This window comes from Acholeplasma granularum ATCC 19168, from assembly GCF_000526235.1.
Classification (GTDB): Bacteria; Bacillota_I; Bacilli_A; order Acholeplasmatales; family Acholeplasmataceae; genus Acholeplasma; species Acholeplasma granularum.
In genome coordinates this window covers 140,332-165,065 of the sequence record NZ_JAFR01000008.1, presented here as the reverse complement: position 1 = coordinate 165,065, position 24,734 = coordinate 140,332, and the positions used below count along the sequence as shown (strand labels likewise).

Below are 24,734 nucleotides of genomic sequence, written 5' to 3'. Positions count from 1 at the left end.
GGTGTGTACAAACCCCGAGAACGTATTCACCGCAACATGCTGATTTGCGATTACTAGCGATTCCGACTTCATGGAGTCGAGTTGCAGACTCCAATCCGAACTGAGACTGTTTTTGTGAGTTTCGCTCCAGGTCACCCTATCGCTTCTCTTTGTTCCAGCCATTGTATCACGTTTGTAGCCCAGGTCATAAGGGGCATGATGATTTGACGTCATCCCCACCTTCCTCCAATTTATCACTGGCAGTCTCGCTAGAGTCCCCAACTTAATGATGGTAACTAGCAATAAGGGTTGCGCTCGTTGCGGGACTTAACCCAACATCTCACGACACGAGCTGACGACAACCGTGCACCACCTGTACATCTGTTAGCCTCCGAACTTATTTCTAAGCCTTTGCAGAGTATGTCAAGACCTGGTAAGGTTTTTCGTGTATCTTCGAATTAAACAACATGATCCACCGCTTGTGCGGGGTCCCGTCAATTCCTTTGAGTTTCATACTTGCGTACGTACTACTCAGGCGGAGAACTTAATGCGTTAACTGCAGCACTGACCTTTTGGCCAACACTTAGTTCTCATCGTTTACGGCGTGGACTACCAGGGTATCTAATCCTGTTTGCTCCCCACGCTTTCGTGCATCAGTGTCAGTATAGACCCAGCAAGCCGCCTTCGCCACTGGTGTTCCTCCATATATTTACGCATTTTACCGCTACACATGGAATTCCACTTGCCTCTGTCTCACTCTAGTTAATCAGTTTTCATAGCCTCACAGCGTTGAGCACTGCACTTACACCACAAACTTAATTAACCACCTACGCACCCTTTACGCCCAGTAAATCCGGATAACGCTCGCCCCCTATGTATTACCGCGGCTGCTGGCACATAGTTAGCCGGGGCTTATTCATATGGTACCGTCAATAATTGCTTTTTCTTCCCATATAAAAGAACTTTACATACCGAAGTACTTCGTCGTTCACGCGGCGTTGCTCGGTCAGGGTTCCCCCCATTGCCGAAAATTCCCTACTGCTGCCTCCCGTAGGAGTTTGGGCCGTTCTCAGTCCCAATGTGGCCGGTAGACCTCTCAGTCCGGCTACGCATCATCGTCTTGGTAGGCCTTTACCCCACCAACTAACTAATGCGCCGCAGACCCCTCCTAGACCGATAAATCTTTAAATATAAAGAAATTATCTCTATATCCTATCCAGTATTAGCTCCAGTTTCCCGGAGTTATCCTCGAGTCTAGGGTAGGTTATCTACGTGTTACTCACCCGTTCGCCACTAAGCATCCGAAGATGCTTCGTTCGACTTGCATGTATTAGGCACGCCGCCAGCGTTCATCCTGAGCCAGGATCAAACTCTCCATATAATTTTATGTTTTGTTTTGATTTTAGCTCTTATTTTTGTTTTCTCTTGTTCATCATCATTCAGTTTTCAAAGACTTAATTCTTGCGTCTCTTATTTGAGCGCTTAATCATTCTATCATTATAAAATAACCTTGTCAACATCTTTTTTTGCAAACGCACAAGGCTTTCTATTAATTTGAATAATTAGTGGTGGAGGGGGGCAGATTCGAACTGCCGAACCGTTAGGAACAGATTTACAGTCTGCCGCGTTTAGCCACTTCGCTACCCCTCCGATTTTTGATTGCTTATTTATTCTATCTTAACAACTTATAAAAAGCAACTATTTTTTTAAACTTTATTAGTAAATATAAGTTTTCGCATTTAAAACCATATATATATAATATATATTTTAATTGCTTATTTACTTATAGTTCCTAAAAAGCCAATAACAATGATACGACATTTTAAATCAGATGTCAAATAAAAAAATGTCTTTTTAATAAATTTACCATCTTTTACCTAAATATCACTTTATATATTAAATATATAAGCATAATATGCAAAATATTATTGTTTATAGCTTCTCTATATATTATATAATATTTAACACAAATTACCAAGGTTATATAAATTTGTTTTAAAAAACTCCAACGTCTTTAATAGGACATTGGAGTTAATTATATTTTTTATGGTATTAATCGCTTATTAAGTTCAAATTGTAGCATCATAATTTTACGGCCACAACCCTTACATTCAAGTTTCATATCCACACCCACTCTTAGTACGATCCACTCTTTAGATCCACATACATGGGCTTTTTTAGTTTTTACGATTTGTCCAACTTCATATTTCGTCATAAATATATTCCTTATAATGGTTTTTTCTTTATGATTGCAAATTGTCTAGGATAGCCTGAAACATGTTTTTCTTTCTTTAATAATAGATTTGCTCTAAACCCTGAATCATTAGGTAGTTCAAATTTATCAATTTCAATTAATTTTATATTTAAAACTTTCATTGCATTTAATGCATCATCTAATTCTTCTTGATATTTTGATCCTTTAGGAGCAATGAAGTATCCCCCAACTTTTAACATTGGAACACCAAATTCTAATATTAGTTTCAGTTCTCCTAATGCTCTTGCTGTGACTATATCAAACTTTTCTATAGATTCTAATGCAAAATTTTCAGCTCTTTTATGCTCAATATTAAAGTCTAGTTCTAAAACTTGTTTCAGTTCTTTTAAAAATTGAACTCTTTTAATTTGTGATTCAACAATTGTGACTTTTAAATTTGGATATAAAATGAGCAGTGGTATGGAAGGAAAGCCTGCACCTGCACCCATATCACATAGATTTAGAGGTTTATTAAAATCTAGCAGTCTACCTAAATACATAGAATCTAAGAAGTGTTTAACTTGTGCATCAAATTTAGATGTAATTCTGGTTAAATTGGTATGTTCATTATAAGACACTAATTTTTCATAATATAAATCAAATAACTTAACTTGCTTATCACTTAGTTCTATATCTAAGTAGTTATTAACTAAGTTTTTAAGCATGTTGAGTCTCTAAATATACAAGTAATACCGAAACATCTGTAGGTCCTACACCAAGTATTCTTGTTGCTTGACCAAGTGTTTCTGGTTTAATTTTACTTAGTTTTTCTTTAGCTTCTGATGAGATATTATGAATTTGATTGTAATTTATATCTTTTGGAATATGTCTGTCTTCGTATCTGAGTAATTTATCTGCTTCTCTTTTTGCTTTTTCAATATAACCACGGTATTTGATGTGAATTTCAAGTTGTTCATAAACACTTATATCATATGTGGTTGGTAAAAAATGTTTTAAGGTTTCAATGCCTAATTCAGGACGTTCTAATAATTTAGAGACAAATACACCCTCATATATTGGTGCTGATCCAATACTTTTTAAATATAATAAATTTTCTTCTGTAGGATTAATTTGTGTTGTATTTGCTAAATCAATTAAATGACTTAAGGCTTCTTTTTTGCTTAAAAAACGATTATAGGCTTCATCACTTACAAGCCCTACATTATAACCATAGTCACGTAATCTGATATCTGCATTATCATTTCTTAATAATAATCTATGCTCAGCACGAGATGTTAAAAGTCTATATGGTTCTGATGTACCTTTTGTAATAAGATCATCAATTAAAACCCCAATGTATGCCTCATCTCTTTTTAAGATTAAAGGTTCTTTACCTTGAATTTTTAAACCTGCATTGATACCAGCCATTAAACCTTGGCCAGCAGCTTCTTCATATCCTGATGTACCGTTTATTTGACCGGCACAAAATAGATTCTCAATAACTTTTGTTTCTAATGATTGATAGAGTTGTCTAGGATTGATTGCATCATATTCAATTGCATAAGCATATCGAATGATACGTGCATTTTCCATTCCAGGTAGTGATTTTACCATTTGTTCTTGAACATGGCGTGGCATCGATGTTGATAAACCTTGAATGTACATTTCATTTAATTCTAAAGATTCCGGTTCAATAAAAATTTGATGACGTTCTTTATCTTTAAATCGTACAAATTTATCTTCTATTGACGGACAATATCTTGGTCCAACACCTTCAACCATACCCCCGTACATTGCAGAGTCATCTAAATGATCAAATACAATTGTTCTAGTATCAAGTGATGTATGGATTAAATAACTATTTTCTTGGTGTCCTAATTCTGTAATTTCAGAATCATGAGAAAATGTTTGTAAAACACCATCACCTGGTTGAATAGTTGTTTTAGAATAATCAATTGAATCTTTAGCAATTCTTGGTGGCGTACCTGTTTTTAATCTAAGCATTTCAAAACCAAGATTTTTTAGTTGATTAGATATGCCTCTGGTTGTTTTTTCACCATTTGGACCACTAGATGTTTTTTCATGTCCAATTAAGATTTGTGAGCCTAGGTAAGTTCCCGTTGTAATAATTACTGTTTTACTAAATATTTTTGTACCATCTTCTAGTAATACACCTTTAACTTTGTTATCTTCAATGATTAAAGTATCTACAAAAGATTCAAGTAGTGTTAGATTGTCTTGCTTTTTTAATACATCAAGCATAACTTTTGGGTATTTTAGTTTATCAATTTGAGCTCTTAATGCTCGAACAGCTGGTCCTTTTGAAGGATTTAACATCTTCATTTGGATTTGACTTAGGTCTGCTGATTTTGCCATTTGACCGCCCAAAGCATCAATTTCTCTAACTACAATTCCTTTTGCTGGTCCACCAATGGATGGATTACATGGCAAACTAGCAACCTTTTTAAAGTCGCCAGAAATTAATAGTGTATTCAGTTTCATTTTTGCCATAGCAAGTGCAGCTTCAACACCAGCGTGTCCTGCACCTACAATAATTCCATCATAAATCATATGTAAACCTTCTTTTTATAATATTATTTGATTTGTAAAAATGCTTCAGCAATTTTTTCTTTAGTAAAACCAAAATGGTTAATCACTTTATCTAAACTTGCTGATACACCAAATGTATCAATTCCGTAAACATGAGGGGTAAATTTATACCATGAATAACTTGAACCCATCTCAATAGCAAGTGTTTTTACATTTGCCGGAAGTATTTTACTTCTGTAGTCTTCATTTTGCAATAAAAATGCATGATGTGATGGCATAGAAACAACACGTACATCTAATCCTTTATCTTGAAGGATTTTCTTAGCCTCATATGCAAGGCCAACTTCAGATCCTGCTGCTAATAAAATGCCGTCAAGTTTGTTTTTCTCAGGACTTACAATGTATGCACCTTTTAGTACGCCTTCTTTATTTGTATTGCTTAAATTTAATACAGATTGTCTTGTTGTAATAATTGCTGTTGGTGTATTAGTTGATTCAAAAGCAATTTCAACAGCTGCTTTTGTTTCATTAGCATCTGCTGGTCTAATTACATTTAAATCAGGAATACTTCTTAATCCAATTAATTGTTCAATTGGCTCATGTGTTGGACCATCTTCACCGACTGCAACGCTATCATGTGAAAAGATGAATACGCTTGGTATTTTCATCATTGCTGCTAAACGAATCGGTGGTTTCATATAATCAGAAAAGACAAAGAATGCACCACTAAATGGTTTGAGTCCACCATGAAGCATCATACCATTTACGATTGCACCCATTGCATGTTCTCTCACACCAAAATTAATGTTTCTTGATAATGGTTGGCTACTTAAATAATTACCATCATTACCTTTTGCTTTTGTTGAAGATGTTAGGTCTGCTGAACCACCAATTATATTTAGGTTTTGCTTGCTTGCAAGTTCAAGTGATTTTCCAAATACATTTCTTGTTGCTTCTTTAGAACCTGCTTCATAAGATAGACTTGATAAATCAATAGACACTTTACCTTCTACAAATTGATTAAATAATTCATAATCATTCGGGTATGCATTCTTATAAGATTCTAAAGATTTTTGCCATTTATTAAATGTACGTCTACCACGGTTATACACTTTATTCTTAAAATGTTCATATACTTTTTGGTCTACTTCAAATGGTTGATAGTTATATGAAAGATTTTCTGCAAGAATCTTTCTTTCATTATCACCAATTGCTGCACCGTGTACTTTTGAGGTGCCTTGAATTGATGTACCACGACCGATGATTGTTTTCACTTCAATAATTGTTGGTTTATCAACTACTTTTTGGGCACGGTTAATTGCGCGGTTAATTGATACTAAATCTTCCCCATCATTAACCTTTATGTAATGCCAGTTTTGAGCTTCGAATTTTTTCTTAACATCATCTGATATTGCCATAGATGTTTTTCCATCTAATTGAATATCGTTTGAATCATATAATACGATTAATTTACCTAATTTTAAGTGACCTGCTAATGAGATTGCTTCAAGAGCTACCCCTTCTTGTAGGTCCCCGTCACCTACTAATACATATGTGAAGTGATCTATGATTTTGTAATTTTCTTTATTGAAACGTTGAGCTAAATGATTTTCTGCTAAAGCCATACCAACAGCATTTGAAATACCCTGACCTAAGGGGCCAGAGGTTGTTTCAACACCATCTGTATGTCCATATTCAGGGTGTCCTGGAGTATTTCCTGGATAATTTCTAAAGTTTTTTAAGTCATCAATAGAAATTTTATATCCAGATAAATGATTTAGTGCATAAAGTAACATAGATCCGTGACCTGCAGATAGTATAAATCTGTCTCGGTTGATCCATGTGCTGTTTTTAGGATATACATTTAAATGTTTTGTAAATAATGTATGAGCCATTGGTGCTGCACCAATTACAATACCTGGATGTCCACTATTGGCTTTATTAATTGCATCAACACCTAAAAAACGAACTGTATCAATAGCTAATTTTTCAATATCAATCATAAAATTACTCCTTTGAGTCATCTTTATTTTCTTGTGATTCTTCTTCTTTAGATTCAAGTTGTTCTACATCTTCACTAGTTTCTTCTACATTATCTTCAGTTTCATCAGTTGATTCTGTTTTAAAGTATTCTTGATAGTAAGCTTCTTGAGCATCTAATATTGCTTGAAATTTAGCTGCTCCTAAAGTTTCTTTAATTAAGGCTGTAGCTTTTTGATTTTCTTCGGATACTAATGCTCTTAAAGCTTTTTGTTGGCGACTTGATGAGTAGAATAAACCTACAAATAAGATAACCATAGAAATTAAGAATACATTATTTGCTTGTTCTTCCCAAAAAGTTTGTACTAGAAATGATGCAGCTAACACCACACCTAAAACGATTAATGAAATAAACATATATGAGCGTGACATTTTTTGTTGTGCTGCATAAATACTGTTTGTAAAATCTAACCAAATATCATTAACTTCATTTTTGTATAAATCAGGTACTGCATTGTAATATCCTTTATCTACAAATAATCTATAATCTACACCATCAGATGTCCACACAGAAAAACGTCCGCGTTGAGCAAATTTCCCATAATCGCTTCGATCATCTAAGTAATACATTTCTAATTTTGCTTCTTTATATTTTTCGACTCTAAACGGTGTTCCTACCGCTTTTGCATAATCTTTAGGTAACATTTTCATAATTAATTATTCCTCTCAATTTTTATGTTTTTGTTTAATATTAATTATATCATAAGGATATAATTTTAAAATAAAAACATCCCCATAGGGTATTCTCACCCACACATCAGGTATCTTATGGCTGCTCCAATCAAGGCCTGACCAGGTTCGATCCTTAATGTTGAATGAGAATACCCTATAGGGATGTTAATCTTTTTTTCTTAGTTTTTTGAAAAAACTTTTTAGTAGATTTGATGATTTCAATGAAAGTATATCACCTTCATAATGAATTTGGTGATTAAAGCGTTCATCAAGCAATCGAATAACACTTTCAACTGCACCAGTTTTAGGGTCTTTAGCACCATAATATAAGTTTTTTACTCTAGACTGAATCATTGCTCCAGCACACATAGGACAAGGTTCTAAAGTGACATATACACTAGCATCTTCTAAGCGCCAACTGCCAATTTTTTTTGCAGCCTTTTGAAGTGCTAAAAATTCTGCATGACAACTAAAATCTTGTTTAATTTCACGTAAATTATGTGCGCGTGATACTATTTTACCATCAATTACGACAATTGCACCCACTGGGACCTCATTTTTAAGTAAAGCTTTATTTGCTTCTTTTAAAGCTTCATTCATAAAATAGGTGTGGTTATTTTTTGTCATATTTTCCCGGCACTTCATGTGCATGTCTTGCACGTGGTTCGTATGAATCTGATGCACCAACAACAATTAATGGATCATTAACACCTGCCGGTCTACCATTTATGATACGTTGTGTACGTGTTGCAGGTGTTCCTGTTTTTACACAGATTGCTGATAGTTTTGTTACAAACTCTGCAATAGCTAATAATTCAGGCATTGGACCAAAAGGTTCACCCTTAAAGTCTCTGTCTAACCCACCAATAATTACACGTATACCACTATCCGCTAATTGATCGGCAATTTTTACAATGCCTTTATCAAAAAATTGTGCTTCATCAATAATTACTGCTTCTATTGAATCATTCATATGTTCTAATATTTCACTTGAACTATTTACTAAGATTGCACTTTCAGTTAATAAGCTATGTGATACAATTTCTGCTTTAGTGCTGTATCTATTATCAATTGTAGGCTTAAATACTAAATAATTTTGTTTTGCATATTTTAATCTTTTAGCACGTCTAATGAGTTCTTCTGTTTTACCAGCAAACATCGGTCCGCATACAACTTCTATAAATCCATTACGGAATGCATGATACATATAATTACCCCCTACTGCCTGATATTATTATAACAAAAAGCGAGATAATATCTCGCAATTGTGATTATTCTTTTTTGCTTTTTTCTAAACGTTTGTTGAACTTATCCACTTGACCAGCTTGAGCAACGAAAGTTTGTTCCCCTGTATAGAATGGGTGTGTTTCTGAGGTAACTTCTAAACGTACAACTGGATAGGTTTTACCATCTTTTTCATAAACTTCAGTATCTCTAGTATTTACAGACGATTCAATTAAAAATTGCTTTTTAGTTTGAGCATCTTCAAATATAACTAATCTTGTTTTTGGATGAATATTTGGTTTCATAAGTTTTCTCCTTCCGCCATGAGTTTTATTTGACTCATAGTAAGTTTCGCATGTAACATTATATCACTTGAAATCCTTTAATGCAACACCATAATTTCACAATATATCCTATAAGGATTGTTGGTATTTGGAACTATTAAATGTTTTAAAGAACCTTTGTGAAATAATACCAATTAATATACCCGCAGGTACGCTAATAAGTAGCATAATTGGTAGATATAAAATAAGTAAATCAGTTTCTAATATATATATACCTACAATGACTTGACCGATTGTATGTGAGATTGCACCAATGACTGATACTGTTACTAAATGTAACTTTACCCAATGTCTTAAAATTCCCATTAAGGTAATAGATAATATCGCACCACCTAGTCCCATCCAAAATGTTACGGTAAAAGATCTATATAAAAGCCCTACTAATAATACTCTTAAAATCGTAACTATAGATGCAGATTTAAAGCCGTACATATATAAGACAATGACTGTTACAAGATTTGCAAATCCAATTTTTGCACCAGGTACTGGTATAACATTTATAGACATTTCAATTACATTTAATACAATTGCAATTGCAATCATCATTGACAGTATTGTAATTTTTTTTAAGTCTTTCATACTGCACCATCTAACCCATCATCTAATTTTGTTTCAAAAACAATAAATACTTTGCTAGGTAAAGATATTGCCGGAAGACCTGTACCATCATACCAATTACGGCGTACACCAATTTGCTTTGGAGTTTCATCTTTTTGAATTCTTAAACTATTTTTATCCCAATCTATTTCTATATAAACTTTAGAGCGGCCCTCTAAAGTTTCATAAGAACCTAAAATAATAATTGCAACATCTCCACCTTCACCGGTAACAGGATCTGTTAGTTTAGGATAATCTTCATGGTTTTCTTGTGGAAATAATTTATATACTTTACTTTCAAAGTCTACTTCAATTACAACCTGATTATCTTGATATACTTTAGCTATGCCTCCACCTTTTGGTCCAAAAAAAGTAATCCAAATATAGAATATGGATATTACAAATAATATAGCACCTATAATCAAATAATCTTTTAGTTTCATGATAATACCTCAAATCCACTAGACTGATTATAAGTTTTAAATGTATTGTTAAATAAATATGTATAGGTTTCAACTTTATTTTCGTTTAAAAATATTTCAAGTTCACCTGGAGGCATACTAAACATTGCAGTTGATAAAGCATCCATATACCCAGCATCACTACCAATAACTGTAAGTGTCATGTAATAATTCTCTGGTTTTTTTGTTACTGGTGAAATAATGTGGTGGTACCAAACTTCATCAGATTCAATATATTGAAGGTAACTTCCAGATGTTGTTAAAACACCATTAATACCTTTATAAATTGCATAGTTTTTAGCTTCATAACCAATAATATTACTGTTTAAAACATAATCCATTGGGTTAATTAATCCAAAACTAAACGTACCATCTTTACTTCGATAATTGTCTTGTCCATAGGCAATTGATGATTGTCCACTATTAATTAAATATTGAATATAGCCTTTATCTTTAATATAATCAACAGCCTTTTGAGTAACATAACCCTTTGCAATAGCACCTAAATCAATTTTTGCGCCATATTTAAGTGTGACATAATATTTATTATTATTCGTACTTAGTAATATGGCATCCTCAATAATTTCTATAGCATTTGCTTTTACAATCGTTTGATCAATAGCCGACTGACTAACTACTTCACCCACATCATACTCTTCCATTAAGTCTTTCCATACATCAATGATTTTCCCCATAGACATATTAAAGTATCCATTAGTTAAATTAGTAATCTCTAAACCTAATTGAAGTAGATCATATAATTCTTTTTTAATTTCTACTATTTGATCTTCTTTTGTTGTTTCTACAAGGTTATTTATATAATAAACCCCAACAACATTATCATATCCTTGAAAATTGTCTGTAAGTTCATGATATGTTTGAAACATTTCTTTTAACTCGTTAAATATATTTAACCATTTACTATCTTCTGTAAAAATACGTCCACCAATAAATGTGTGCATTGCTGATATTGCAACATCTTGACGTTTGAGTACTTCATCATTTGGATTTTTATCTACAACATCACATGCTGAAAAAAGAACGCTTAAAAATATTAAGTTGATGATTAAAAATATTTTTTTCATGTTCTTTTTCCTTTTAATTATTTAATTTTTAAAAGATTCCTGCAAGTCCGTTTAAAACAAGTGCAATCAAACCTAATATAATTAATAATATTGGTAAGCCTTTAAATGATTTTAATAATGGGTTAATACGCATACGAGATTGAATCATCGTTAAGAGAACTGAAAGTCCAATAAAGCCGATTAATGAACCTAAAACTTGAATAAATGCTTGGTCAAATGCTAAATTTGCAAGTCCAAAGAATCCAGCAACAATTACAACAGAATGAAGTCCAAAAAAGTTATCTTGAGGTAGTTTGAATTTTACTTTAGATGTTAAAAATAAATAGAGTTCATTCATACCAATCATAAGTAATATTAATACTAAAATGCTTAAAAATTGAAGATTTAATGCACTTAATACAAACTGAACAACAACATAGTATAGTACAAATACTAAAAGTGATATAACACTAATAAGTGATGATTTAATAAGTACTGGTTTAACTCTAATTTCTTTATCTTGAATTGTTTCTAGACCAATACCTTGAAGAATAATGTTTGATAAAATAGCCGCTCCAAGTAAACTGGATAATAAATTAAATAACATCTACATTATCCTCCTTATTAAAAGGTATTGCATAAATAATAGCAAATATAAATCCTGAAAGAATAAAACCACCTGAGTTATCTTTTAAAATTGTAATTGCATATTTTGAATCAAATAACTCCAAACTATCTACTCCAAAGTTTGGCAAACTTAATGCGCCGGTTGCTAACACTTCTCTTAATAATCCAATAACAATTAATGTTATAAAACCAGTAACAACCATGAATAATTGGTTTGTAATAGAAATATCTTTAAATTTATCGCCGGTAAACTTAGGCAGTAATAATAGTGTAATTGAAAGATATATACCGATGAACTGATTAAGTGTAAAGTATGTATTTAAAATAAACATTGTCGATGTAATAATTGCACCAGCTAATATGATGTAACTATAAAGTCTTAATCTACCTTCACTAAATTTATTAATGAGTAAACCAGCTGCAAATAATATTAAGGCTAATAATACATAAACAAGTCCAATGAAAATAGCTATTTCCAATGTATTTGTTAAATAGATTAAAGGTAGGATACTTAATAAAATGTATATTTTTAAATCATTTTTATTCATATTAAGCGACCTCCTTAATATCTAATAGTATTTGTCTAACTACTTCTTGTGATCCACTAGAATTTTCTGTAGGACCTGTTTGAGAATCTGGCAGTTCATTTATTAGTGGATTACCAACTAAGTTTTCTAAATATGCTTTGGTTTCGTTATAGAAATTTCCACCAGAATGCCCATATAAACTCTCAGGTAATAACACATGAGTGATTTCTCCTGCTTGATTAAGAGCTATAAATACTGTAATCTCACCATTATTTGTTTTTTGATAGTCATAATATGTACCTGATTTTTTAGCTTCATAAACATTGTAATTTACAGAGTCCACTGTAACATCATATTTAATCACATCGTTAACAGTTGTTTGACTATTTAAGGTATATTTTTTACCAAATAGGTTTTGAATGTAATCTACTGGTTCACCTACATGATAGACTGCAACTTTGCTAATTATATTTTTAATTGTTGAGCGTGATACAACAATTGTTGTTGCACCTGCTGCACCATCAACAAATTGAACATTTTCATAGTAAATACCATTATAGTTTTTAAGTAAGTATTCACGTACTAATGGAAAATAACTACTTGATGTATCATCTTTTGTTTTTACATGTTTATCTCTAGCATAGATTTTATTATCTTCATCAATAGCTACATATAATTCTAAATAGAAGTAAGTATGATCTACACGTACTGTATAAATATCTGCTAATTTTTCTCCACTTAATGAGGTTACTTCGCCTTTTGAAATGATTTCATTATAGTCGGCATCCACTACGGGAGTTTCGTTTATAACATTCACACTTTGATTAAACATTTTATCAACTGGTGATGTTGGAAAAACAAATTTAAAACCTATACCAACAACACTAATTAATAACATCAGTCCAAACATTAATACGAGTACTAAATTTTCTTTTTTCATGAAGTGTGTACCCCCTTAAGAATTTGCATAATATCTTCAATAAGCATTCTAGAATTGTGGGCAATTTCAGTTGTTGTACCCGCTTGACCATCCAATAATGTTGTTAAATCTTTGTCATTATATGTTTGTAGGAATGCAAGTGCATCGTTATAATAACCGCCTTTAGAATGACCATATAAATCAATTGGCAATTGAGTTCCAATTATTAAACCATTTGGATTAAGAGCAACAACTACAGTAATTTCTTTTTGAGTAATTGAATCAGAGTTATATATTCCAGCTTTTGTAAGTGTATATACATAACCACTTGTTCCAATTGTTTCTTTTACAATCTTAGCACCATCTTCGTTTAAGTTTTCAGTATCTGTTATTGTATAGTCTTCACCAAAGAATTCTTGATATGGTAATTGAACTTCGAATTTGTTAGTAGAATCATGATGTAGCCCAATCATAGAAATCATATGTGATAGGTCATTAATTGAAATAGATGTGACACCTGCTGCACCATCAAAGATATCTTTATTAAGTTTTCTTTGAACATATGTTTGTAGGTTATTTGTTGTTTGAGTAAGATACATTGTTTGATTGAGTTCAATAAACTCAGCTTTTTGTATAATTTCTTTTAAATCAACTACTAAACGTACCTTTATATTACCAAAACTATTATGATAGTTTGCTTCATATAAGTAACCCATCGGTTCTTCATTTTTTAATGCACGAACTGATAGTAAGATTTCAACATCTGAAAGTGTTTCTGTCTCATTTTTTTCAAAATCGGTTACTCCAGAAAAATATTCATCTAAAATAGTTAAAGTTTCTTGTTTGATTTTTTCTTCTTTAATTGGGTTAAACACCATATAACTCGTAATTGATAAGAGAGCTGATAAAACAATTACCACAAGAAAAGTAATTAAACTTTTAATATTTGTTGTCATATACTAAATCCTCCTAAAATCACATATGTTAGTACTAATAGGAGTATAAAAGTTGTGCTATATCCAATATAAAACTTTTTATTAAATAAATTATTTGCCCATAGAGGATAATCTAGTACTGGTACTAATAAGTTACCAATTAGTATTGCAAAAGCAACCCCTTCAGGTAAATTACCAAAAATACGTATAAAGAATATGAGTGAACCTATAATCAGTCCATAAATATATCTACCTGGTCTAGTAACTGGCGATGTCGCTGGATCTGTAATCATAAATGTTAATCCAAATAATAGTCCACCTGATAATAATTGGAATATTACATACTCAAATACTAAATTTGGATGTAATGTGAATCCTGCAACAACTGAAAGACCTGTAAATATTAGTAATGCTGATAAAATCGGACGATAATCTGCACTTTTTCTTACAAGCAAATAAACTAATCCAAATAATATAGCTAAAGCATTAATCTCACCCATTGATCCTGGAATATTACCAACTAGAAGGTCAATTAATGAATAACTATTTAATACATTTGGAAAAGTTGTAGATAATGCTGTAGCTCCTGCTGCAGCATCAATAAATCCATAACTTCCATTAAAAAATGTTGTAAAAGCTAATGCAATAAATACACGTCCAAGTGCTGCCGGGTTAAAAAGGTTAAATCCTAAGCCACCAAAAATCATCTTTCCTATGGCTGCACCAAATAATGCACCCATAAAAACAACATATAAGTTTAGTTGATCAGGAATAATCATTGCATATATGACTGCAGATACTGCAGGTGCACTAAAATGATTAATTGTATATTTTTTTAATTTATTTCTTAGTTTATCTTTAAAATCATAGCCTTCTACACGTGTTGTACTTAAAAAATAGAGTGCTTCAAAACCTACAAAAACGATTAAACTAATTAATATTCTAGAAAGAGCATTTACTCCATATCTATAGATTGAAAAGAAAACCACGGGTGTTAAGGCAATTAACACATCAAACATCATACGTTTAGTGGATGTGTCTTTACGTATATATGGAGATGTTTGGCTCACAAATGATATATTATGCATAATTAACCTCTCAATATGCGTTTACCTTGACGCATATAATCTGTTAAATGTATTTTTGACGGACATACAAATGAACATAATCCACATTCAATACATTTATTTACAGCTAAAGTCTTTAAAAAGTCTTTATCTTTTGCTTTAACAGCATTCATAATTTGAACAGGTTGTAGATCAACCGGACATGAATAAACACAACTTGCACAATGAATACAAGGGTCTTCATCTAATAACATCGTATTTTGTACAATTAGAGATGTTGCTGTGTGCGTTGTAACAATATCATCATTACTAACGTTACTTCCCATCATAGGTCCACCCATAATAAGTGTTTTAGGAATACTATGATCAACATATCCACCAGCAAGTGTAATTAAGTTTTGAATTGGTGTACCAATTCTGACTTTAAATGATTTATTATGAACACCATCACCTGATATAACAAAATATCTTTCAAGTACCGGTAAGTTAAACTTAACGGCATGATATAAAGATTGTAATGTTGAAACGTTAAATGGTATGATTCCATAGTCTGCCGGAAGTTTACCTTGAGGTACTTTAATTTTTGTTGCAGATTCTATAGCCTCTAATTCCCAACCTTGAGGGTAGTGATTACCTACAGGAACTACCTCAATATCATATTCTGAATATGAATTTAAACTAAAACGTAGACGTTCAACTAACTCGTTATAACGTTTTTTAACAGCAATCACACCCTTTGGTGCACCAACTGCTTTCATTGCATAGATTAAGCCCTTAATTAACTCCTCTGGATGTTCCATCATAAGTTCATAGTCTGAGATTAATTTAGGTTCGCACTCAACACCGTTTGCTAAAATAATATCGATTTTGTTTTTAGTATTTAACTTGATGTATGTTGGAAATGCTGATCCACCCAGTCCTACTAAACCTGCTTCTTTAGCAATTTGAACATAGTCTGCTTTTGTTAGTTCTGCAATTGCATCATCTGTTCGTGATTGAATGGATTCATGTAATTCATATTTGAAATCATTTTTTACAATCATACAGTTGACTCTTTGTCCAGATGCGTCATATTTCATTTCATGTCCAACTACTTCACCACTTACTGTTGCGTGAATAGGTTGTTCAAAAAATGCACCCTTTCTAGTACCAATTACTTCTCCTACTTTTACAAATTGTCCAAAAACAACACACGTTTCTCCTTCAGGACAACGTTGATTGGTAATTGGATAATATAAATATGGTGCTTCTAGGTGATGTATTAACGGTAATTTCTTTAAGACATCTTTGCCATCTGGTATATATCTTGTTCTTGTAATCAAAGAAAACCACTCCCTTTTATTTAAATTCTTTCATTAGATTTATAACTTCGTTTTTTACTTTTAATATTATATTTTGATCATCTTTATTTGATAACACTTCATGAATCATTAATGCTATTTGTCTAAATTCTTTTTCTTTAAAACCTTTGGTTGTCATTGCAGGTGAACCTAGTCTAATACCTGAGGTTAACATTGGTTTTTCTTTATCAAAGGGAAGTTGGTTTTTATTAATTGTAATATTAGCTTGATATAACGTATCTTCTGCCATCTTACCAGTAATATTTAGTTTACCCTTTACATCAATTAAAACTAAATGGTTATCTGTACCATCTGAAATGATTTTATATCCTAATTCTTTAAATGTATCTGATAAAACTTTAGCATTTTTGATTACCTGTTCTTGATATGCAATAAAGTTTTTATCTAGTGCTTCTTTAAATGCAACAGCTTTGGCAGCAATAATATGCATTAAAGGACCACCTTGTTCTCCAGGGAAAACCGCTTTATCAATCTTTTTGGCAATTTCTTCATCATTTGTAAGGATAATTCCACCACGTGGACCTCTTAATGTTTTATGTGTTGTAGAACTTACAACATGTGCATAAGGTAGTGGTGATGGATGCAATCCTGCAGCAACCAATCCAGCAATATGTGCCATATCTACAAACAAATATGCTCCAACTTTATCAGCAATTTCTCTAAACTTTTTAAAGTCGATAATTCTAGGATACGCACTTGCACCAGCAATAATAATTTGTGGTTTAACTTCTAATGCAATTTTTAAAACTTGTTCATAATCAATTAACTCATTAATAGGGTCTACACCATATGCATAAGCCTCATAATATCTTCCTGAAAATGATAATTTATATCCATGTGTTAAGTGCCCCCCTGCATCTAGGCTCATACCTAAAATTTTATCACCTGGCTTAATTAGCGCATGATAAACAGCGGCATTAGCTTGAGAACCTGAATGTGGTTGTACGTTTACAAATTTTGCATTAAATAATTTTTTTAGTCTTTTTTGTGCAATTAGTTCAATTTCATCAACAAATTCACATCCACCATAATATCTTTTATGTGGATAGCCTTCTGCATATTTGTTTGTTAATATTGAACCTTGAGCTTCTAAAACTGCATTAGAAACGAAGTTTTCTGATGCGATTAACTCAATATGTTGTTCTTGTCTTAGAGACTCTTTATTAATAAGTTCTAAAATTTCTGGATCGTTTATATGTAATGACATAGTTGCCTCCGCAAATTCATATCTTTTTTAATATTTTACCATGTATAAATATATTTATACATTATAAAGATTTAAAATATATGAACATGCATTAAAAAAGACGTATAGAAAAGTATACGTCTATTCTAATTAAAATCACTATGAATTGCAAATAATTCTATAATTGATAACGTTTACAGAATATGCAATTATGAATTATTGTTCATGTCAAATAATTTATTTGCTATTGCCTCTAGTATGGATAGTATCGCAAACACAACTGCCGTTAAAATAAGTACGATACCAAAATTAGATAATCTACCGGATAATTCTATTTCCATATAAATCCCAAAAAGTAAAAATAAAGTAAATAATATATCAAATCTAGCAACCCATATATCAACTTTAATAAAAAGAGAGGTTGTTATAATTCCTATTCCCAAAATACTTACAATATGGTAAGCTGGATGAAATTTATTGAGCGTAATAGCTGTAATAATAATAAATAATACTAGAAATATAATGCTGATGACTCTATAAAACATTTGTTTTTTCATCATAATTACCTCCTATTATACTTATATTATACACCTAATAAGTTTAAGAGTATTTAATTATAAATTGATCATTGTAATGTTTAATGGTTTTTTTAATGCATGGTGTGCACAATTTATTGCGTATTCACATGCTTTAGTTGTAAGTTCATTGGGTTTATAAAGGTCTTTAAAATCTCTTATATCAACATCTAATAATGCACCTATAAGTGTAAGGGATGCAATATATCTACCTAAGTTTAAACTTAGATGATACCCATCTCTTGTTAATGGTAAAAAAACCTTGTTTGTTCTAGCATTTTCTATTGAAACTGTATTAGGAATAAATCCATTAATATTCTTATTTATTTTTATAACTTTTTGATATGTATCAATAATATTTTCAAACATTTTTCTTCTATCATTGTTATAATTTGTAAAACCAGGATGCTGTGCATCATCTTCATAAGGCCATGTCATGTGAAAATATAATTTATAGTTATTATTTTTTATATTTGATTGAATGTATTTAATTATGTTAGTCAGGTAAGGTTCATAACTTGAAATTACGCCACTATCATAACTTGATTGTTGAACTGTTATAAAATGCCAGCCATCATAATTTATTGCTTGTTTGACTGAATAATTTGATGTTTCCAAATACCCATTATTATCATAAATTTGAAAGATATAGTTATTAAGGTTTAAACTTATTTGTTCATCATGCAGCTTTAAAGATGCACCACCAATATATAAATTTGCAATAATTATATTTTCATAACCAATAGATTTTAATATATCGTATGCATAGCGATGAGCATCTTCTGAAAAACTATTTCCTATGGATAATAATTTAAATTCTTTTTTCATGTTTTTTACCTCTTGTTATATTAAAAAATGCGCATTTTGCGCATTTATTAATTTTCAACGTTATGAAATACTTCCTTAACATCATCTAGTTCGTTTAAGCCTTCAATTAATCTTTCAAATTTAGCTAGTTCATCCGGATTTTCAATTTTGATCATTTGAAGTGGGATAAACATAATTGCTTCTTGTGTTGGTTCTAAATTGTTTTCTTTTAATGCATCAGAAACCTTACCATAATCTGTAGGTTCTGCATAAATTGTTACCATACCGTTTTCTGACTCAAAATCACTAATATCAATATCATTTTCTAATAAAATTTCAAGTAATTTATTTTCAGATGCTTCCACCTCAAATACTGCTTTAAAATCAAATTGATGTAATACAGAACCAGAAACTCCAAGCTTTCCATAAGCTTTATTAAATAATTTTCTAATATCTGATATTGTTCTGTTTGTATTGTCGGTTAAACAATCCATAATAATTAAACTATTTTCTGGACCAAAGCCTTCATATCTAATTTCAGTATAGTTTTCATCACTACCACCCTTAGCCTTGTCGATTGCACGTTTAATAATATCTGCTGTTACTTGTTCTTTTTTTGCACGTTCAATGACACGCTTTAAAACTTGGTTGGTTTCAGGATCTGGTGAACCAGCTTTGGCGGCCATATAAATTTCTCTTCCATATCTTGAATATACTTTAGATTTAGCTGCTGCTGTTTTTGCCATTGATGCTTTTCTTACTTCGAATGCTCTTCCCATTTTACTTTTTTCATTCCTTTTCGTTTTTAAATACTTTGTTATAATTTTCCATAGATTCAGCAATAACTTTAATTGCTTCGTCTCTACTTTCAATATCTAATATGTATGTTTTTTTACCTTCTAAAGATTTATACACTTCAAAAAAGTGAGAAATCTCAGAGAGTAAATGATGTGGTAATCCCTTTAAATCTTTATATTGGGTCATAGATGGGTCGCCATAAGGTATTGCTATAATTTTTTCGTCAACCTCATCGCTATCAATCATTTTAATAACCCCAATTGGATAAACTTCAACTAAAGACATCGGTTCAATATCTTCCTGACATAATACTAAAACATCCAGTGGGTCATTGTCTCCAGCAAATGTTCTTGGTATAAAACCATAATTTGCAGGGTAATGGGCAGATGTGTATAATACTCTATCTAAAATAATCATCCCTGTTTCTTTATCTAGTTCGTATTTTTTCTTACTTCCCTTAGTAATTTCTATACAAACAATAAAACGCTCCGGTGTAATACGGGATGGATTTATATCATGCCATATATTCATTAAATTCACCTTTTTCCTCTATTAGCAAATACATTGTATCACTATTTACTTCTTTTTTCTATTTTATTTATATATTATGCTCTATATTATGTTATTAATTTCTAAATCTTTTTAATATGAACATATATTCATATTGTATCAAAGAATATGTGTTTTAGAAGTTATTTGATTCATTTTCATAAGTTTCATAAGTGTTTTCACCTTCAAAATGTGTTTATCTATCTATAATATAAGTGAAAGGATGTGTAATGATGAGTGAATTAAAACAAATTTATGAAACTGTAATTTCTAACACAAATGGTACAAATGGCAGTGTTGTTGCTGATAATGGACTTAAATTTGAAGTAGCTCCCGTATTAAAAGCAGACCCTGAACATACAAATCCTGAACAGTTAATAGGCGCTTCATGGGCAACATGTTTAAACGCTGCAATTATTTCAGTTATTCGTTCTAAACGTTTAACAAATCGTTCTAGAGTAGATGTTAAGGTCAAACTTTGGCTACACCCAGTTGAAAGATATAGTTTTACTTTAGATGGTTTTGCTTCTATTGAGGGATTGTCTCATGAAGAAGCTAAAGAAATTATTGATTATGCACACAGATTATGCCCGGTATCTAAACTTATTGGTGATAAACCAGGTGTAACACTAACAATTGTTCCGTATTAATTATGAAAAAGAAATAACTTTAATATAGTTATTTCTTTTTTTATTAGTTATTCTTTAATTCTTCAATGACTCTAATTAATATATCAGGTCTGTCAGTAATGATACCGTCTGCACCATTTTTGATTAACAAGCGCATGTCTTCTTCACTATTCACAGTCCAGTATAAAACTGCCATATTTTTTCTATGTGCATCATTAATAATTTCTTTACCCATTAGGTTTGCACGGTAAATGCCGGTTTCATCTTTTATTGCTATATTATCTTTAAAAAATCTAGGTAATAAATCTAAAAGTTTGGCTGTTGAACCAGTTATTGACATAGATGATGGTGTGGGTAAAATAAGAACCTCTGATTTTACATTCCAGAAAAAATCTATGTAAAATGCACTAAATATTGAAAACACAGTGACTTCAGATGTTGCAGCATTTACAAACACATCGGGTGCATTTTCTTTAAAATAAGATGTTACATCATCAGAAAATGATGCTAAGACCACGTGATCTTCTAAATTATATTGATTTACTAAATCAATTAGTGTTTGCGATGCCAATTCAAAATCATGAATATTAGAATCATAACCCTCAGATGTTGGTGAATCTTTAATTTCCAAAATATAGACAACATCTGAACCAATACTGCTAAATATATCTTCTAGTTTTGCAGGTACCAATTTTGATAGTACTTCTATGTCTGTTTCATTTTCAAATGGTTTGATACCCTTAATAGGATCATAATCAAAATCTTCTGGGTATGAAAATCTTCTAGCTAGAAAATAATCATCTTGATGATATTCTGTAATAATTTCATCATAATTATGTGTTCTTATTAAATCACCATTCATTTCTGATTCTGGTGAAAATTCCAAATCAAGATCATGATGCGCAATTAATATATTGTCTTTTGTTAATGCCAAATCGATTTCTAACACATCTGCATTAAAATCATTAATGAGCATGTCATATGCCCAAATTGTATTTTCAGGAGCTAACTCTTTAGCACCACCATGAGGTATAACTAGTGGATAATCACCTGTTTTTCTAAACAAATTATCACCCTTTACTTTAGAAAATGTTACGGGAATAATATTAATTATTGAAAATACAACAACTATACTTAATATTACTATTAGAGTGATTCTTAAAAATCTAAAAAGTTTATTCATTTAATTTTCTCCTGCTCACTATAAAGCTTATATAGGTTGTGGGCGAGTGCACAAATTGTCATCGGTCCTACACCTTTAGGTACCGGTGTAATATAGGATGCAATTGGCTCCACATGTTTAAAATCAACATCACCTATAAGTTTACCATCTACACGGTTAATACCTACATCAATAACAACAGCACCAACTTTAACCATATCTTTTGTTACAAATTTAGGTTTTCCAATTGCTGCAACTAAAATATCTGCTTGATTTGTAATGTATGATAAATTCTTGGTTCTAGAGTGTGTAATTGTAACTGTCGCATTCTTATCTAAAAACATTTTTGCAAGTGGCGCTCCCACAATTTGACTGCGTCCAATTATTACGACATGTTTTCCTTCAATCGGTATATTATAGTGTTCTAATAACATCATAATACCTAATGGTGTTGCCGGTCTTATACCTTCTTTTTTTTGAAATAATAGTCCTTGATTCATTGTATGAAAACCATCAACATCTTTTTTATAATCAATGAGTTCAATTAATTTATCACTATTTAACTTCTTGGGTATAGGTAGTTGTAAAAGTATACCATTTACATCTTTATCATGATTAAATTTATTAATTAAATTTATAACATCAGTTTCTAAAACATCAACTGGTAAATGGTTTATATTCACTAACATACCTAGTTTTGAAGCTGTTTGAAGTTTACCTTTAACATAACTTAAACTAGCAGCATCATCCCCAATTAATATAATTTCTAATCTTGGCTTTTTATCTAGTAAGGATACCTTTAGTTTTAATTTTTCATTTAATAAATCAGCTGTTTGTCTACCGTCTAATAACATTTATATCAACTCCCCATCATCATTTAATTTAAATTCCATAGCACGTGGATATTTATTTAATCCAGGCATTGTATTGATGCCTTTAGTAAGTACAACAAGTAAGCCTGCACCTAATGATACTTTAACATCGCTAATTTCTAATACAAAGTTTTTAGGTCTTCCTTTAAGTTTAGGATCTCCTGATAAAGATAGTGGAGTTTTTGCAATACATATAGGTAAATTTAAATGTTGGTACTGCTTAAACTTATCTTTAGCCTTTTTAGAAAATATAACATCATCTGCACCATACATATTTTTTGCAATACTTAATACTTTATTTTCATGATTATCTTCATAATTATAAAGTGGGGAAAAACTATGATTTTGGTCAGCTACTTTTTTTACAAGTTCTGCAAGTTTTATTGTACCTTCTCCACCTTTACTAAATCCTTCTGAAACACCATAATGTATATCATTTTTTAATGCCCAATTTTGAAGAAAATCCAATTCTTCTTTAGAGTCTGTGTCAAACTTATTTAGCGCAACCACGCTATTTAAACCAAAAAGTTTGATGTTTTCTAAATGTTTTTCAATGTTTTCTAAACCCTTTGAAAGAGCAGGAATATTTACTAAATCTAATTTAGATTCATCCACACCACCATGCAATTTTAAAGCCTTTATTGTAGCAACCACAACAACAACACTTACAGATGTTGATAAATGTGGTTGTTTAATATGAAGGAATTTTTCCATACCTAAATCTGCACCAAACCCAGCTTCAGTTATAACATAATCAGCTAACTTTAATGCAGTATTAGTTGCAATTACACTGTTACATCCATGTGCAATATTTGCAAATGGTCCTGCATGAACAAGTGCCGGTACCATTTCTTTTGCAAACACTAAATTAGGCTTAATTGCATCTTTTAAAAGTAATGCTAAACTATCTGCACATTTTAAGTCAGAAACAAATAAATCTTTCCCATCTTTATTAATACCAATTAATATATTATTTAATCGCATTTTTAAATCTTTAAAGTCTTTAGCTAGTGCAAGTATTGCCATCATCTCACTAGCTGCAGTTATTGTAAATTTATCAGTTCTAAGTTTAGTTTGAACCTCTCTTAGACTACGATCATTAACATCTAATGCTCTTTGCCAGTAAACTTCCTTTATCTTAAGTTCATTGCCAAAATAGATATGATTATCAATGATTGCTGAAAGTAGATTATTTGCTGAAGTTAGTGCATGTATATCTCCTGTAAAATGTAGATCAATATCTTGTGATGGTTCTAAAATAGATTCACCACCTCCTGTTGCACCACCCTTCATACCAAAAACAGGACCCATAGAAGGTTCTCTTAATGCTAACATCACATTATCATTATTCTTCTTAAAACCTTGAGCAAGTCCTATAGAAAGGGTAGTTTTTCCTTCACCACTTGATGTAGGGTTAACTGCAGAAACTAAAATCAATTTACCAGATTTTTCATTTAATAATCTTTTTTGTAAACTCGGTTCTAATTTAAACTTATCTTTACCATAAGATATAACCTCATCTGGTTTAATATCTAGATTATTAATTATATATTCATACTTTCTCAATTGCATCTGCCCCCATAAATTTATTAAGT

26 protein-coding genes, 1 tRNA gene, 1 rRNA gene and 1 other RNA gene are annotated in these 24,734 nt (G+C 31.2%); 1 reads left to right on the top strand and 28 read right to left on the bottom strand.

Annotation, left to right across the window (positions count from 1 at the left end; translation table 11 throughout):
* The 25 genes from G324_RS0103725 to G324_RS0103610 form a co-directional block, all read right to left on the bottom strand.
* Positions 1 to 1,360 (bottom strand): 16S ribosomal RNA (locus tag G324_RS0103725); the annotation flags it as partial.
* A gap of 185 nt (positions 1,361 to 1,545) precedes the next feature.
* Positions 1,546 to 1,629 (bottom strand) — tRNA-Tyr (locus G324_RS0103720).
* Positions 1,630 to 2,023: 394 nt separating this feature from the next.
* Positions 2,024 to 2,194, bottom strand: coding sequence for a DUF951 domain-containing protein (locus G324_RS07870; RefSeq protein WP_084027109.1), 171 nt, complete (start codon positions 2,192 to 2,194; stop codon positions 2,024 to 2,026).
* Positions 2,195 to 2,205: 11 nt separating this feature from the next.
* On the bottom strand, positions 2,206 to 2,898 hold the full coding sequence (gene rsmG, locus G324_RS0103710) for a 16S rRNA (guanine(527)-N(7))-methyltransferase RsmG (protein WP_025725059.1): 693 nt from the start codon (positions 2,896 to 2,898) through the stop codon (positions 2,206 to 2,208).
* Positions 2,891 to 4,744, bottom strand: coding sequence for a tRNA uridine-5-carboxymethylaminomethyl(34) synthesis enzyme MnmG (mnmG, locus tag G324_RS0103705; RefSeq protein ID WP_025725058.1), 1,854 nt, complete (start codon positions 4,742 to 4,744; stop codon positions 2,891 to 2,893). Before mnmG ends, rsmG begins: the two co-directional genes overlap by 8 nt.
* Positions 4,745 to 4,767: 23 nt before the next feature.
* The gene (gene tkt, locus G324_RS0103700; protein WP_210994110.1) at positions 4,768 to 6,726 is read right to left on the bottom strand and encodes a transketolase; all 1,959 of its coding nucleotides are present in this window, start codon (positions 6,724 to 6,726) and stop codon (positions 4,768 to 4,770) included.
* Positions 6,727 to 6,730: 4 nt separating this feature from the next.
* Positions 6,731 to 7,414, bottom strand: a complete 684-nt coding sequence (locus G324_RS0103695; protein WP_025725056.1) for a hypothetical protein — start codon at positions 7,412 to 7,414, stop codon at positions 6,731 to 6,733.
* Between the two features lie 83 nt (positions 7,415 to 7,497).
* An RNA gene (ffs, locus tag G324_RS07865) (signal recognition particle sRNA small type) lies at positions 7,498 to 7,591 on the bottom strand.
* Between the two features lie 9 nt (positions 7,592 to 7,600).
* Positions 7,601 to 8,062 (bottom strand): nucleoside deaminase, encoded by a 462-nt coding sequence (locus G324_RS0103690; protein WP_025725055.1) that lies wholly within the window; start codon positions 8,060 to 8,062, stop codon positions 7,601 to 7,603.
* Entirely contained in the window at positions 8,049 to 8,642 is a 594-nt protein-coding gene (locus G324_RS0103685) for a thymidine kinase (RefSeq protein WP_025725054.1), read from the bottom strand. Before G324_RS0103685 ends, G324_RS0103690 begins: the two co-directional genes overlap by 14 nt.
* A gap of 64 nt (positions 8,643 to 8,706) precedes the next feature.
* A complete protein-coding gene (locus G324_RS0103680; RefSeq protein WP_025725053.1) occupies positions 8,707 to 8,964 on the bottom strand; it encodes a type B 50S ribosomal protein L31 in 258 nt (85 codons plus the stop codon).
* 108 nt (positions 8,965 to 9,072) lie between these two features.
* Positions 9,073 to 9,582 (bottom strand): Gx transporter family protein, encoded by a 510-nt coding sequence (locus tag G324_RS0103675; RefSeq protein ID WP_025725052.1) that lies wholly within the window; start codon positions 9,580 to 9,582, stop codon positions 9,073 to 9,075.
* Complete coding sequence (locus G324_RS0103670; RefSeq protein WP_162146872.1) at positions 9,579 to 10,043, bottom strand: NusG domain II-containing protein; 465 nt, start codon at positions 10,041 to 10,043, stop codon at positions 9,579 to 9,581. Before G324_RS0103670 ends, G324_RS0103675 begins: the two co-directional genes overlap by 4 nt.
* Positions 10,040 to 11,146 (bottom strand): FAD:protein FMN transferase, encoded by a 1,107-nt coding sequence (locus G324_RS0103665; protein ID WP_162146871.1) that lies wholly within the window; start codon positions 11,144 to 11,146, stop codon positions 10,040 to 10,042. The genes G324_RS0103670 and G324_RS0103665 overlap by 4 nt, the downstream gene beginning before the upstream one ends.
* Positions 11,147 to 11,174: 28 nt before the next feature.
* Positions 11,175 to 11,732 (bottom strand): hypothetical protein, encoded by a 558-nt coding sequence (locus tag G324_RS0103660; RefSeq protein ID WP_025725049.1) that lies wholly within the window; start codon positions 11,730 to 11,732, stop codon positions 11,175 to 11,177.
* Entirely contained in the window at positions 11,722 to 12,300 is a 579-nt protein-coding gene (locus G324_RS0103655; protein WP_025725048.1) for a hypothetical protein, read from the bottom strand. The genes G324_RS0103660 and G324_RS0103655 overlap by 11 nt, the downstream gene beginning before the upstream one ends.
* A gap of 1 nt (position 12,301) precedes the next feature.
* A complete protein-coding gene (locus G324_RS0103650) occupies positions 12,302 to 13,219 on the bottom strand; it encodes a hypothetical protein (RefSeq protein ID WP_025725047.1) in 918 nt (305 codons plus the stop codon).
* Positions 13,216 to 14,154, bottom strand: a complete 939-nt coding sequence (locus tag G324_RS0103645; RefSeq protein WP_162146870.1) for a hypothetical protein — start codon at positions 14,152 to 14,154, stop codon at positions 13,216 to 13,218. Before G324_RS0103645 ends, G324_RS0103650 begins: the two co-directional genes overlap by 4 nt.
* A complete protein-coding gene (locus tag G324_RS0103640) occupies positions 14,151 to 15,221 on the bottom strand; it encodes an RnfABCDGE type electron transport complex subunit D (protein ID WP_162146869.1) in 1,071 nt (356 codons plus the stop codon). Before G324_RS0103640 ends, G324_RS0103645 begins: the two co-directional genes overlap by 4 nt.
* Positions 15,222 to 15,223: 2 nt before the next feature.
* The gene (locus G324_RS0103635) at positions 15,224 to 16,522 is read right to left on the bottom strand and encodes an RnfABCDGE type electron transport complex subunit C (protein WP_025725044.1); all 1,299 of its coding nucleotides are present in this window, start codon (positions 16,520 to 16,522) and stop codon (positions 15,224 to 15,226) included.
* Between the two features lie 16 nt (positions 16,523 to 16,538).
* Complete coding sequence (gene glyA / locus G324_RS0103630) at positions 16,539 to 17,768, bottom strand: serine hydroxymethyltransferase (protein WP_025725043.1); 1,230 nt, start codon at positions 17,766 to 17,768, stop codon at positions 16,539 to 16,541.
* 188 nt (positions 17,769 to 17,956) lie between these two features.
* Positions 17,957 to 18,304: a hypothetical protein gene (locus tag G324_RS0103625; protein ID WP_025725042.1), complete on the bottom strand. Its 348-nt coding sequence runs from the start codon at positions 18,302 to 18,304 to the stop codon at positions 17,957 to 17,959.
* 57 nt (positions 18,305 to 18,361) lie between these two features.
* Entirely contained in the window at positions 18,362 to 19,150 is a 789-nt protein-coding gene (locus tag G324_RS0103620) for a DUF4886 domain-containing protein (protein ID WP_025725041.1), read from the bottom strand.
* Between the two features lie 47 nt (positions 19,151 to 19,197).
* Positions 19,198 to 19,908, bottom strand: a complete 711-nt coding sequence (locus G324_RS0103615) for a YebC/PmpR family DNA-binding transcriptional regulator (RefSeq protein ID WP_025725040.1) — start codon at positions 19,906 to 19,908, stop codon at positions 19,198 to 19,200.
* 10 nt (positions 19,909 to 19,918) lie between these two features.
* Positions 19,919 to 20,458: an inorganic diphosphatase gene (locus G324_RS0103610; protein WP_162146868.1), complete on the bottom strand. Its 540-nt coding sequence runs from the start codon at positions 20,456 to 20,458 to the stop codon at positions 19,919 to 19,921.
* Between the two features lie 251 nt (positions 20,459 to 20,709).
* Between G324_RS0103610 and G324_RS0103605 the strand changes: the two genes are divergently transcribed.
* The gene (locus G324_RS0103605; protein ID WP_025725038.1) at positions 20,710 to 21,126 is read left to right on the top strand and encodes an OsmC family protein; all 417 of its coding nucleotides are present in this window, start codon (positions 20,710 to 20,712) and stop codon (positions 21,124 to 21,126) included.
* A 43-nt stretch (positions 21,127 to 21,169) separates the two neighbouring features.
* Here G324_RS0103605 and G324_RS0103600 read toward each other — a convergent pair whose 3' ends face one another.
* Genes G324_RS0103600 through G324_RS0103590 form a run of 3 tightly spaced genes read right to left on the bottom strand, consistent with a single transcriptional unit; the run spans position 21,170 to position 24,711 of the window.
* Complete coding sequence (locus tag G324_RS0103600; protein ID WP_025725037.1) at positions 21,170 to 22,288, bottom strand: glycerophosphodiester phosphodiesterase family protein; 1,119 nt, start codon at positions 22,286 to 22,288, stop codon at positions 21,170 to 21,172.
* A complete protein-coding gene (locus G324_RS0103595) occupies positions 22,285 to 23,121 on the bottom strand; it encodes a bifunctional 5,10-methylenetetrahydrofolate dehydrogenase/5,10-methenyltetrahydrofolate cyclohydrolase (protein ID WP_162146867.1) in 837 nt (278 codons plus the stop codon). The genes G324_RS0103600 and G324_RS0103595 overlap by 4 nt, the downstream gene beginning before the upstream one ends.
* Positions 23,122 to 24,711 (bottom strand): formate--tetrahydrofolate ligase, encoded by a 1,590-nt coding sequence (locus tag G324_RS0103590; protein ID WP_051457522.1) that lies wholly within the window; start codon positions 24,709 to 24,711, stop codon positions 23,122 to 23,124. It lies immediately after the preceding gene.
* Positions 24,712 to 24,734 lie beyond the last annotated feature (23 nt).